Origin of the sequence: Legionella sp., from assembly GCF_047605385.1 — a bacterium.
In the GTDB taxonomy this organism is placed as follows: domain Bacteria; phylum Pseudomonadota; class Gammaproteobacteria; order Legionellales; family Legionellaceae; genus Legionella.
Genome location: NZ_JASGFU010000035.1, coordinates 17,053 through 28,530, shown reverse-complemented (window position 1 = coordinate 28,530; position 11,478 = coordinate 17,053). Strand labels below are relative to the sequence as shown.

Sequence of the window (11,478 nt, the reverse complement as noted above, 5' to 3'; positions counted from 1 at the left end):
GCCCTTAAGGCGTGCTGCGTATTCTACGGATTTCTCTTCCTATGTCAAACACTTTTTTCGCTTTTTTTTAAAAAATTTAAAATAGTGCTTATTGTAAACGCAGCTTGGCAATTCTACGCTTCCCTACTTGAATTATATATGTGTTTCCTTTGTCCAATATCAATGTTGCATCATCAATTTTATCATTATTTATCTTAACAGCACCTTGCTTGACCATGCGTATAGACTCTGAAGTACTCTGGGTCAAGTTCATCTGCTTTAATAATTGTGATAATGGAATTGGTTGCTCACTGGATATAGTAATTTCTTCCAGGTCTTCAGGAATAATGCCTTTTTGAAAACGCTCAATAAATTCCTTGTGTGCCCGCTCTGCTTGCGACTGATTATGGAAGCGTGCAACAATTTCTTTAGCAAAATCAATTTTTATATCTCGTGGATTAGCGCCTTGCTCTACAGAATTCTTTAAGGCGTGAATCTCACTGCCTGTTTTAAAACTTAATGAATTAATGTAACGCCACATTAATTCATCTGAAATCGACATAATTTTACCAAACATATCTGCAGCAGGTTCGTTAATGCCTATATAATTGTCTAAAGACTTAGACATTTTCTTAACGCCATCTAATCCTTCTATTAAAGGAGTCATCATAATGACTTGTGGTTCAAGGCCATAATGCTTTTGTAATTCACGCCCCATTAATAAATTAAATTTCTGATCAGTACCACCAAATTCAACGTCTGCTTTCAATGCAACGGAATCATAACCTTGTAATAATGGATATAAAAATTCGTGAATAGCAATTGGCTGGCCGCTAGTAAAACGTTTATTAAAATCATCTCGCTCAAGCATACGTGCTACAGTATGAGTTGCTGCGAGACGAATTAAATCAACGGCACTAAATTGACCAAGCCATTGTGAATTGAATACAATGGTTGTTTTTTGCGGATCTAATATTTTAAATACTTGCTCTTGATAAGTTTTCGCATTTTCAAGAACCGTTTCTTTACTTAAAGGCAAGCGAGTGACATTCTTACCTGTTGGGTCGCCAATCATTGCCGTGAAATCGCCAATTAAAAAAATGATCTCATGGCCAAATTGTTGAAACTGCCTTAACTTATTTAACAGTACAGTATGCCCTAAATGCAAATCAGGTGCCGTTGGATCAAATCCTGCCTTTATTTTTAAAGGAATTCCTTTCTGCAATTTTTTCTCTAATTCTTGTTGTGGAAGAACTTCTTCACACCCCCGCATTAATTCGGAACAAACTGAATCTTCAACTATCATGGCATCAAAACCTTTATAAATGATTGACCTATCTTCTCACACCGAGTATCTTAGCCCGGTTGGCAATTTCCTGCCATACCTTATAGGTGATTTAAGATAATTTGTCACATGATTTTGAATAAAAAACAAACAAATTTATTCATATGGATGACAACAACTAGGCAAACAATGGATAACAAACCTTATAATCAAACAAGACAATCTGGTAATCCATCCAAGCTATTAATGGGCTCTGCATTAATCATTGCTCTATCACTCCCCTATGTACTCGTGAAAAACTTCTCTCATCATGATCATAATCATTTAACTCAATCTATTTCACTACCGAAACAAAAAACAACTTTAATCACAGAACGACCAAAAGCAGAAGCTACGGAAGAATTGAGTAAGAAGAATAACGCAATTAGCATAGAGCACACTGTTAAAGCTGCTAAAATAGTGGCGACACACAAACAAATAGCAACAACGAATCAACCTGAAAAATCAGCAAAAAAAGAAATCGTTGCTAAAGCAGTAAGCACTGCTAAAGTAGTAAAAGATAATGTGTGGCAAATTGTCAAACCAAAATCTGGTGACTCGATGGCTACCATATTCCACCGTCTTGGATTAAGTGCACAAAATTTACATTTAGTAGTTTATAAAAATCCTCATGCAAGGATCCTTACTGCCATTAGACCAAGTCAGGAATTGCAATTCTTGCTTAACAAGAAGAAACTGGAAAAACTTGTTATTCCGATAAATGACATTCAAACACTTACTGTTTATCGCGACGGAGCGGTTTATAAAACGAAAATAGACTCTAAAAAAGTAACCATTAAAGATCGTTATGTTACTGGTACTGTCAATGGTTCACTTTATACTTCTGCACAACACCTAGGAATACCAAGCAAATTAATCCGGCAGATGACCACAGTATTAAGCAAACAAGTTGACTTTGCTCATGGCATTCGTTCAGGAGATCGATTTTCCATTGCCTACGAAGCACAATACGTTGCTAATAAACTCGTTGGCACTGGAGATGTAATTGCTGTGAGTTACACGAGTAAAGGAAAAACTGCCCAAGCAGTTCGCCATATTAGTCGAAGTGGAACTCATGATTACTATACACCTGAAGGTGAAAGCTTTAAAAAAGCGTTCTCTCGTTACCCAATAAAGTTTAGCCATATCAGCTCAACCTTTACTGCATCAAGATATCATCCTATTTTGCATTATCGCAGGGCACACAAAGGGGTCGATTTGGCCGCTCCCATTGGCACACCAATCCTGGCAACGGGTGATGGAGTTATTAAAACCATTGGCCGTCATAATGGCTATGGCAATATGATTGAAATCAGGCATGATAAAACCTATAGCACGGTTTATGGACACATGCTTAAATTCCAAAAAGGGTTATCTAAAGGTAGTCACATACGCCGTGGTCAAATAATAGGTTATGTAGGACAAACTGGTCTGGCAACTGGGCCACATTGCCATTTTGAGTTACATGTCAATGACAAACCAAGAAATCCAACAACCACTTATATACCTACTGCATCACCAGTTCCAGCACGCGAAATGGCTTCATTTAGAGCAAGAACTCGTGCTCTTTTCGCACACTTAAAGACTCTTGAAAAATCAGATCTTGCACAAAATAGTAAGAAAAATAATAAAAAAGTAGGTTAAATGTTCATGGGAAGTATTGTTGGGCCAAGGCCCAACTACGACTGCAGGCCCACTACAATGCGGAACAACCAGTCGCTGCACGGAAGTTAGGAAGAGATACTCTAACCAAATAGATAACGACAAATGATTACCGAAGCAATAATACCCGCTAAATCAGCTAATAGGCCCGCAGGGATTGCATGCCTTGTGCGACGAATGCCAATAGAGCCAAAATATACCGCAATAACATAGAACGTAGTTTCAGTACTTCCCATCATCGTTGCTGCTGTTTTAGCAATTAAAGAATTCCCGCCATATTGATGAATCAGTTCAGCCATAATTCCGGTTGCAGCACTTCCAGAAAACGGACGAATCAAAGCCAATGGTAATACCTCAGAAGGTATACCAATCATCGCTAATAGAGGGGCCAGTAGCCGTTCCATCAACGTGAAAAATCCAGAAGCTCGCAACATTCCAATGGCAACCATCATAGCAATCAAGTAAGGTAAAATATTTAAAACGGTATCAAAGCCTTGCTTGGCGCCAATAATAAACGCATCAAACACGTTGATTTTTTTAATCACTGCAGCATAGAAAGGAATACCTACCACAAATAATAGTAACAACCAGTTTGATAATTGGTTGGCGATTCCACTCATAAGCTATCTGCCTGTTTTATACGAAACATCGGTAATTTAGCCAATTGTTTCACTGTAATTATTGCAACTGCTGTTGAAACAATTGTTGCGATTAATGAGCTAAATACCACACTAGTTGGATCGGTACTGCCATTGGCGGCCAAATAAGCAATGGCTGTAGCAGGAATTAATTGCACACTTGAAGTATTAATCGCTAAAAAAGTACACATAGAATTAGTGGCAATCTTAGCATGATGATTTAAAGTTTGTAGTTCCTTCATTGCTTGTAAGCCAAAAGGCGTTGCCGCATTAGCTAAACCTAACATATTCGCAGCAATATTCATGGCAATGCCCCCCATTGCGGGGTGATCAGTTGGTACATCGGGAAATAACCGTCGCAAGATCGGACGCAAAACATTACTTAAGATCCTGATTAAGCCTGATTCAGTGGCAATCGACATAATTCCAAGCCAAAAACACATAATTCCTGCAAGACCCAAAGCAATTTCAAATCCAAGCTTAGCAGAATCCATGACCGCTCGTGCTACTTCATCAATACGCCCTTCAATAATGCCGACAATAATGGAAGTCAGTATCATACCTAGCCAAATTATGTTGAGCATTGTTGCCTCCAAGCGTTAAGACAGGTTAACATATAGCCAATGTTTCGATCCAAGCCTAAGATAAATATCATGAAATTTGCATCCACTTGTATAAAAAACGTTGCTATAGTTACCACTTTTTTTGCTTGTTTTTACAGCTATGCCTTTGATTCTACAGCCATGGAAAAACAAGCGAATTCATCAATAGAGGAACTATATCATAAGCTAAACGACATGCCGAATATTTCCATGACACAACGTATTGATTGGATTAGTAAACAATTCCTCGGCGTCCCTTATATTTTAGGTTCTTTAGGTGAAGGTCCTAAGGCTCGTTATGACCAATTTCCCCGTTATCGCCTCGATGGCTTTGACTGTGATACCTATGTGAATACAGTGATATCTCTTGCTTTAGCAAGCTCTCTACCCTCATTTCAGCAGTGCATTAATGAGATGCGCTACAATAAAGGAGCAATCTCCTACATCAACCGCTTGCATTTTACTGGTTTGGATTGGAACAACGAGCATCAGCAAACAGGTTTATTTAAAGACATTACTCTCTCATTTAAAGATAAAAATAATCAGCCCATTGCCAAAATAGCAAGCACACAAGTTGAAAAGCCAAACTGGTACGCGCTTAAAACTATTGAAACCATTCGTTTACAAAATGCAGATAAAAAGCAACAACAAGCAAGGCTGGCAGAATTAAAAGCTAAAGGAGCACGATTAACTACTACAGCAACTGAAGCAGTTCCCTATATTCCGTTGAGTGTCCTATTTCCTAAAGATCATCAGCCTGATATGCATTTATTTGCACAAATTCCTGATGGTGCTATTATTGAAATCGTCAGACCCAATTGGGATCTGCGTAATGAAATTGGCACAGCGCTCAATATTTCTCATTTAGGATTTGCAATTCGTGATAAGAATCAACTATATTTTAGACAAGCCTCTTCACAATACGCCAAAGTTGTTGATGTACCTCTAATCGAATACTTGCAAAATGTATTATCAAGCCCAACAATTAAGGGTATTAATGTACAAATTATTGTCCCTACACAGCCCACTAAAGACAGTTGTAAAAACGCAGTTTCAAAGTCAAACCAGTTTAAGTAGACTAGCTCTATTTAATTTTGCCATAATGTCACATAAATTAGCGTAAGGTGGGCTAAAGCTAACCTTCAATCTGTTTTTTTATTTACAATAAAAATGGGAAACATAATGAATTACGGATTAACTCCAAAACCGTCTCTATCAATGAGTGAATGCCTAGTTCTGGGCATTTTTTCTGACACGAAATTATCTGATGTTGCGCAACAATTAGATCAAGAACATCACGGTTTAATTAGCAAATTATCAAAAAAAGCCAGTGAACCAGGCGATACCATCTGGCAAACAGAGCTTAAAGAGCATAGTTTGTTAATCATTCAATGCGGTAAAAAAGAAAAATTTACTCCTGCACAATTAAAAAAACGCCTGAGCGAGATTACCGAGGCTCTTATTAAACAACGTTTTAAGTCAGCCACTTTATGCTTACCGCAACTCCCAAACTATTCAGCAGAGTGGCAACTCGAACAAATGCTGATCCAAACCGACAACCAATGTTATCAATTGCTCGATTTTAAAAAGAAAAATGCTAAATCTCACGTATTGGAGCAAATCTATTTCTACTTGCCTGAAGCAAAAAAAGAAGCCTTAGAGACAGGACGAGCGATTGCTGAAGGTGTTGAATTTACCCGTACACTTGCCAATCTACCTGCAAATATTTGTACGCCAACCTATCTAGGTGAACAGGCGAGCCAACTTGCCAAGCAATTTTCACAAATTAGCTGTAAAGTGATGAGGCCTGAAGAATTACGCGAAATGGGTATGGGCTCTTTATTAGCTGTAGCCCAAGGCTCTGATCAACCACCAAGATTAATTGATATTCAATACAAAGGATCTGAAGATGCAGCACCAATTGTATTGGTTGGCAAAGGCATTACTTTTGACTCTGGAGGTATGTCCATAAAACCAGCTAATGCTATGGATGAAATGAAGTATGATATGTGTGGCGCTGCCAGTGTTTTAGGGACTATTAAAGCCTGTGCTCTATTAAAGTTACCAGTTAACGTGGTTGGTATTATTGCCAGTTCAGAAAATATGATCAATGGCTCTTCCGTTAAACCAGGAGATATTGTCACCAGTATGTCAGGGCAAACTATTGAAATCTTAAATACCGATGCTGAGGGCCGTTTAGTTTTAGCCGATGCACTAACCTATGCCGAACGTTTTAACCCTAAATTTGTTATTGATATTGCCACCTTGACTGGCGGTATTATTGTGGCACTCGGAACAGTAGCTACAGGTTTGATGACTAAAGATAATGAATTAGCTCAACTCATTGAAGATGCCGCCAAAGAAAGCAATGATCGCGTTTGGCGTCTTCCTTTAGATGAGGATTATCAAGATGCCATTGATAGCTCATTAGCAGATATGATTAATGCTGGTTTTGATCGCACTGCCAGTAGCATTACTGCCGCGTACTTTTTATCTCGCTTTACTGAAAAATATCGCTGGGCACATTTAGATATTGCTGGTACAGCATGGATTTCTGGAAAGAAACGTAATGCAACTGGTCGTCCTGTTCTTTTACTTACTCAATTGATTCGTCATGCAGCCAATTCGCGTTGATTTTTATTTATTAGAAAGCGAAAAACCGCAAGCGCGTTGGTTAATCGCCTGTCGTCTTTTGGAAAAAGCTTATGCTCGCGGGCATAAGGTTTATGTATTGTGCAATAACCAGCATGATGCTGAACTGATTGATGAATTGTTGTGGACCTTCAAAGAAGACAGTTTCGTTCCTCATAATTTACAAGGTGAAGGCCCTGAGCCACCACCACCAATTCAAATCGGATATAAGAACGAACCTAGAGGGTTTAATGATATTTTATTAAATTTAAGCTCACAAATTCCGCCTTTTTACACTCGGTTTAAGCGCGTCATGGAATTAGTGAGTAATATCGAAGCAGAAAAAGAGCAAAGTAGAATACATTATCGAGAATATCGGGCCAGAGGCTGTGAATTATATACACATCCAATTAAATAGTTGAGTCTCCATTGAGACTCAACTTTGAGCATCCCATAATACATCGCAATCACTTTTAATTGATGCTTGGAGCAAATTAACCAAAGGAATCGCACGTTTTACCAGATCAATTTCGACTTCCTCCTCATCATCTTCTTCCTGAGATGAGGAGACGTTCTTATTTTGTAATCCCTGCTGTAAATGGTTTAGGGCTTGAGGAAGATCATGCGATTTAATGGCTCCTGGAATAGCACCGCTGTGTCCCATCAAGGTAAGTAACTGTGCTGCAATATCACCAAAATACGTGATGTTTTCATAAGCATCCGAATGAAAAGTGACTAGCATAAGAGCTCCTTTTTTATCCATATGTCCTTAATAAATATTCAGCCACCACACGTAACCCCATCGCTTCACCACCTTCAGGTTTACCGGGTTTACTGCGCTCACTCCAAGCCATAATATCAAAATGTACCCATGGTGTTATTTTACCAATAAAATGCTGTAAAAATAGACTCGCAATAATAGCGCCCGCATAGGGATGATCACTCGCATTGGCCATATCAGCGATATTGGATTTTAAATAATCTTCATAAGGAGAAAATAAAGGCAAGCGCCATACTTGATCTGCGGTTTTTTCGGCAACAGAAGATATCTCGGTAGCAATTTTTTCATTATTAGTGAAAAAAGCCGATATTTCAGTCCCCACCGAAACTCGTGCCGCACCGGTTAAGGTTGCAAAATCAATCAATAAGTCAGGTTGTTCTTCACAAGCTTTTGTTAAAGCATCTGCCAATACTAAACGCCCTTCAGCATCAGTATTATGCACCTCAACCGTTAACCCATTGCGCATGGTTAAAATGTCACCTGGTCTGAATGCATTTGGACCAATGGCATTTTCCACGGCAGGAACTAACATGTGCAAACGCACAGGCAAGCGTCGTGCCATAATCCATTGTGCCAAGCCAATCACATGTGCAGCACCGCCCATGTCTTTTTTCATTAAACGCATGCCATAGGCTGATTTAATATCTAAGCCACCAGTGTCAAAGCAAACACCCTTACCCACTAAAGTAACTTTAGGATGAGACTCCTTTCCCCAAATGAGAGATAATAAGCGTGGTTCAGAATGAGCAGCACGACCCACTGCGTGAATGGCAGGAAAATTTTCGGTCAGTAATTCATCACCAACCCATTGAGTAAATTTGGCATTGTGTGCTTGCGCAAGTTGTACCACGACGTCAGATAATTCTTTAGGGCCTAAATCATCTGTTGGAGTATTTATCAAATCGCGGACTAAGAAATGCGCATCAGCCAAAGCCAAGAGATTAGCTAACTCATTTTTTGCAATAAACAAACACCGAGGCGTCATGGTATTCTTTTTATAGGCATCAAAACGATATTGTGCCAACGCCCAAAAAAGTGCAGCTTCTTGCGTTGTGGGGCTTTGTACTTCATAAGTACCCGCTGGCAATTGCAAGGCTGCATTGGCCAAGGCTAATTCTTGAACTCCGTCTCCTGAGCCTATATAAACCTTATCAATTAATCCATCTGCATTATTGATGATGCAAAAATCTCCTATTTTTCCTTTAAATTCTTTTAACGCAAAACCATTCCGCTCTACGGAAGTAAAAGAATCAATACCTTCATCCCATTGTGTTTGGGAAATTAAATAAAGAGGAATCGCTCTATCGTTACACGTATCATAAAATAATTCAGCACGCATTTAATTATTCCTTCATCTGACCACGGAAATGAATAGGTCTAAGTCCAGTTAAACCTAATACCAATAAATAAATTACCACAACTGCTAATACGTGGGCAGACAATAAGCACAAACGCATTACCGCAGAAAAATTTAGCCAATACTCAACAGTTCCATTCATAATAATAAGGTAGACACTAATTGCAGCATTAGCACATATTAATTGTACACTATATTTCAACCAACCAGGCGATGGTTTAAATACTCCTCGCCTGATTAATAAAAATAATAAAATTCCACAATTCATATACCCTGCTAAAGCAGAAGCCAAAGTCAGCCCTGCATGAGCAAAATGCCAAACAAATATAAAACAAAGGGCCGTATTGAGAATCATGGCAAGAGCCCCGACTTTAACAGGAGTCTTAATGTCTTGGCGAGCATAAAAACCAGAAGCCAAGACCTTAATCATCATGAAAGCAGGCACGCCACTTCCTAAAGTGATTAAGCTTTTTTGAGTCTGCAACACATCAGCTACAGTAAATTTACCATAAGCAAAACAACTGGCAATTAACGGCATAGAAAATAAACATAAGCCAATCGCTGCTGGAATTCCTATGAGTAAAATAGAACGTAATCCCCAATCCAGGGCTTGCGAGTATTGAGCGGTACTTTGTTCTGCATGACGGCGTGATAAATGAGGAAGAATTACAGTAGCAATAGCAACCCCAAACACTCCTAAAGGAAAATCAGCCAATCGGTCTGTATAATAAAGCCAAGAAACACTACCTACTTTTAAGAACGAAGCAAAAATACTATCCACCATTAAATTTAATTGGCCGACAGACACACCAAATAAAGCGGGAACCATTAACTTAAGCACTTTATTGACGCCTTCATCATTTCTAACCACTCGCGGCCTTATCAATAAATTGCGTTGGTATAAAAATGGCAATTGAAACAATAGCTGCACTATACCCGCAATCAACACCCCCCATGCTAAACCGACTACTGGCTGGGATAAATGCGGGCATAAATAAAGAGCTGCCAAAATCATACTTATATTTAACAATACCGGCGTAAACGCAGGCACAGCAAAATAACCATAGGTATTTAATACAGCACCGGAAAAAGCAGTTAACGACACCAGCATCAGAAAAGGAAAAGTAATGCGTAGCATTTCCGTAGTTAAAGTGGCGCGGCTACTGTCTTCACTAAAACCTGGAGCAAATAACAAAACAATAAGTGGAGAAGCCACCATCCCTAAAGTAGTCACTAGAGTCAGAATAGAACTCAAATACCCAGCAATACGTGCGATAAAGGTACGAACATCTTCAGGGTTACGAGTCTTTTGATATTCAGCAAGTACAGGAACAAAAGCCTGGGAAAAAGCTCCTTCGGCAAAAAGACGACGCATAAAATTAGGAATACGAAATGCCACAAAAAAAGCATCCATTCCTGCTTGAGCACCAAAAAAATTAGCAAGAGCCATATCACGTACAAACCCAACCATTCGTGAAATAAACGTCATTAGTGAAACAAGGGTTGTTGAACGTAATAAACTCTGCCGTTTAGGGATCATAATATCGGTTTTCGTAGCGGACATGTTTTTATCAATTTAAAAAAGATGCCTTATAATATACCCAAATAGTTAAAGTTACATAATCTTAAAACAGAATTATGTTGACAAATTCTAACTCATTGTGCAAGATTACCATCTTTTGTACTGTCTGAATGAGTGGAGATTTTTAAGTGGCAAATATTAAATCAGCGATCAAACGCGCTCGCCAAAACGAAAAACTGCGTAAGCACAATGCCAGCGCACGTTCTATGTTTCGTACTTACGTCAAAAATGTATTAAAAGCGGTTGAATCTGGTGATAAAGAAGCAGCAAATGCAGCTTATGCAAAAGCACAACCTGTTATTGATAAAGCTGCCGGTAAAGGTTTAATTCACAAGAACAAAGCAGCACGTATCAAAAGCCGTCTCGTTGCTCGTGTAAAAGCAATGGCTGCCTAATCTCGGATTTTTTATTATCTGAATACAAAACAATTGACTTGCACAGCAGGTTAGAGGTTTTTTTAATGCTTCTGACCTGTTCTCACGAATAAAATGCCTCTAAAAATCACTAAGGCAATTCACATGCTGCAAATGATAATGCAAAAAATGTAGAAGAACTTGATATGGCAATCGCACTCAATTTTGAAGGGTATTAAAAAATTAACTAGCTCGCGCAAGCGCTCATTCACGTGAACGTACGCCTGCCCGCTTGCGTTCCCGAAGTGATTCGAGCCCTTCTGCGATATTAAGTACTACTGAGGAACCTGCTCGTTGTAGTTGGTCAATCAAATAAGCGCGTCCTTTAGGGAACTGCTTTACAATGGACTCAATGAGAGCAACAAATTCAATAGCTTTTTGATATACATCAAGCTTTTCATGATCAAAATACTGCATTTTATGAGTTCATTCATGGGCACAAGTTGGTGGTGGTATTCTACTGAAAAGTGGTTACTGGAGGCAACATTATTTCGGAAACGCAAGCGGGC

At 38.9% G+C, this 11,478-nt stretch carries 12 protein-coding genes; 5 read left to right on the top strand and 7 right to left on the bottom strand.

Translation table 11 applies throughout. The annotated features are described in order from the left end of the window. Positions 1–88: 88 nt before the first annotated feature. The gene (tyrS, locus tag QM652_RS09240) at positions 89–1,285 is read right to left on the bottom strand and encodes a tyrosine--tRNA ligase (protein WP_415075069.1); all 1,197 of its coding nucleotides are present in this window, start codon (positions 1,283–1,285) and stop codon (positions 89–91) included. A gap of 168 nt (positions 1,286–1,453) precedes the next feature. Here tyrS and QM652_RS09235 point away from each other — a divergent pair, with 168 nt between their 5' ends. Further along, positions 1,454–2,947 carry a peptidoglycan DD-metalloendopeptidase family protein gene (locus QM652_RS09235; protein WP_415075067.1) on the top strand — a complete coding sequence of 498 codons (1,494 nt, stop codon included), beginning with the start codon at positions 1,454–1,456 and terminating at the stop codon, positions 2,945–2,947. 101 nt (positions 2,948–3,048) lie between these two features. Here QM652_RS09235 and QM652_RS09230 read toward each other — a convergent pair whose 3' ends face one another. Together QM652_RS09230 and QM652_RS09225 are read right to left on the bottom strand one after the other, a co-directional pair. After that, positions 3,049–3,585, bottom strand: a complete 537-nt coding sequence (locus QM652_RS09230; RefSeq protein WP_415075065.1) for a spore maturation protein — start codon at positions 3,583–3,585, stop codon at positions 3,049–3,051. After that, complete coding sequence (locus tag QM652_RS09225) at positions 3,582–4,187, bottom strand: nucleoside recognition domain-containing protein (protein ID WP_415075063.1); 606 nt, start codon at positions 4,185–4,187, stop codon at positions 3,582–3,584. Before QM652_RS09225 ends, QM652_RS09230 begins: the two co-directional genes overlap by 4 nt. Positions 4,188–4,256: 69 nt before the next feature. Here QM652_RS09225 and QM652_RS09220 point away from each other — a divergent pair, with 69 nt between their 5' ends. From QM652_RS09220 to QM652_RS09210, 3 genes are all read left to right on the top strand, one after another. Beyond that, complete coding sequence (locus QM652_RS09220; RefSeq protein ID WP_415075061.1) at positions 4,257–5,282, top strand: N-acetylmuramoyl-L-alanine amidase-like domain-containing protein; 1,026 nt, start codon at positions 4,257–4,259, stop codon at positions 5,280–5,282. Positions 5,283–5,387: 105 nt separating this feature from the next. Next, positions 5,388–6,839: a leucyl aminopeptidase gene (locus QM652_RS09215; RefSeq protein ID WP_415075059.1), complete on the top strand. Its 1,452-nt coding sequence runs from the start codon at positions 5,388–5,390 to the stop codon at positions 6,837–6,839. Next, complete coding sequence (locus QM652_RS09210; RefSeq protein WP_415075057.1) at positions 6,820–7,254, top strand: DNA polymerase III subunit chi; 435 nt, start codon at positions 6,820–6,822, stop codon at positions 7,252–7,254. The genes QM652_RS09215 and QM652_RS09210 overlap by 20 nt, the downstream gene beginning before the upstream one ends. Positions 7,255–7,272: 18 nt before the next feature. Here QM652_RS09210 and QM652_RS09205 read toward each other — a convergent pair whose 3' ends face one another. Genes QM652_RS09205 through murJ form a run of 3 tightly spaced genes read right to left on the bottom strand, consistent with a single transcriptional unit; the run spans position 7,273 to position 10,538 of the window. After that, the gene (locus tag QM652_RS09205; protein ID WP_415075055.1) at positions 7,273–7,578 is read right to left on the bottom strand and encodes a DUF1840 domain-containing protein; all 306 of its coding nucleotides are present in this window, start codon (positions 7,576–7,578) and stop codon (positions 7,273–7,275) included. 13 nt (positions 7,579–7,591) lie between these two features. Continuing rightward, entirely contained in the window at positions 7,592–8,956 is a 1,365-nt protein-coding gene (locus QM652_RS09200) for a leucyl aminopeptidase family protein (RefSeq protein WP_415075053.1), read from the bottom strand. A gap of 4 nt (positions 8,957–8,960) precedes the next feature. Continuing rightward, entirely contained in the window at positions 8,961–10,538 is a 1,578-nt protein-coding gene (gene murJ / locus QM652_RS09195) for a murein biosynthesis integral membrane protein MurJ (RefSeq protein WP_415075051.1), read from the bottom strand. A 146-nt stretch (positions 10,539–10,684) separates the two neighbouring features. Here murJ and rpsT point away from each other — a divergent pair, with 146 nt between their 5' ends. After that, positions 10,685–10,951 (top strand): 30S ribosomal protein S20, encoded by a 267-nt coding sequence (gene rpsT / locus QM652_RS09190; protein ID WP_415075049.1) that lies wholly within the window; start codon positions 10,685–10,687, stop codon positions 10,949–10,951. Positions 10,952–11,173: 222 nt separating this feature from the next. On the opposite strand, the gene QM652_RS09185 is transcribed toward rpsT, so the two are convergent. Then, positions 11,174–11,386, bottom strand: coding sequence for a four helix bundle protein (locus QM652_RS09185; protein WP_415075047.1), 213 nt, complete (start codon positions 11,384–11,386; stop codon positions 11,174–11,176). Positions 11,387–11,478: the final 92 nt, after the last annotated feature.

What these genes read in the sequence shown, in the direction of transcription:
- tyrS (WP_415075069.1), bottom strand. Translation starts at nt 1,285, where the DNA reads ATGATAGTTGAAGATTCAGTTTGTTCCGAATTAATGCGGGGGTGTGAA.
- QM652_RS09235 (WP_415075067.1), top strand. Translation starts at nt 1,454, where the DNA reads ATGGATAACAAACCTTATAATCAAACAAGACAATCTGGTAATCCATCC.
- QM652_RS09230 (WP_415075065.1), bottom strand. Translation starts at nt 3,585, where the DNA reads ATGAGTGGAATCGCCAACCAATTATCAAACTGGTTGTTACTATTATTT.
- QM652_RS09225 (WP_415075063.1), bottom strand. Translation starts at nt 4,187, where the DNA reads ATGCTCAACATAATTTGGCTAGGTATGATACTGACTTCCATTATTGTC.
- QM652_RS09220 (WP_415075061.1), top strand. Translation starts at nt 4,257, where the DNA reads ATGAAATTTGCATCCACTTGTATAAAAAACGTTGCTATAGTTACCACT.
- QM652_RS09215 (WP_415075059.1), top strand. Translation starts at nt 5,388, where the DNA reads ATGAATTACGGATTAACTCCAAAACCGTCTCTATCAATGAGTGAATGC.
- QM652_RS09210 (WP_415075057.1), top strand. Translation starts at nt 6,820, where the DNA reads ATGCAGCCAATTCGCGTTGATTTTTATTTATTAGAAAGCGAAAAACCG.
- QM652_RS09205 (WP_415075055.1), bottom strand. Translation starts at nt 7,578, where the DNA reads ATGCTAGTCACTTTTCATTCGGATGCTTATGAAAACATCACGTATTTT.
- QM652_RS09200 (WP_415075053.1), bottom strand. Translation starts at nt 8,956, where the DNA reads ATGCGTGCTGAATTATTTTATGATACGTGTAACGATAGAGCGATTCCT.
- murJ (WP_415075051.1), bottom strand. Translation starts at nt 10,538, where the DNA reads ATGTCCGCTACGAAAACCGATATTATGATCCCTAAACGGCAGAGTTTA.
- QM652_RS09185 (WP_415075047.1), bottom strand. Translation starts at nt 11,386, where the DNA reads ATGCAGTATTTTGATCATGAAAAGCTTGATGTATATCAAAAAGCTATT.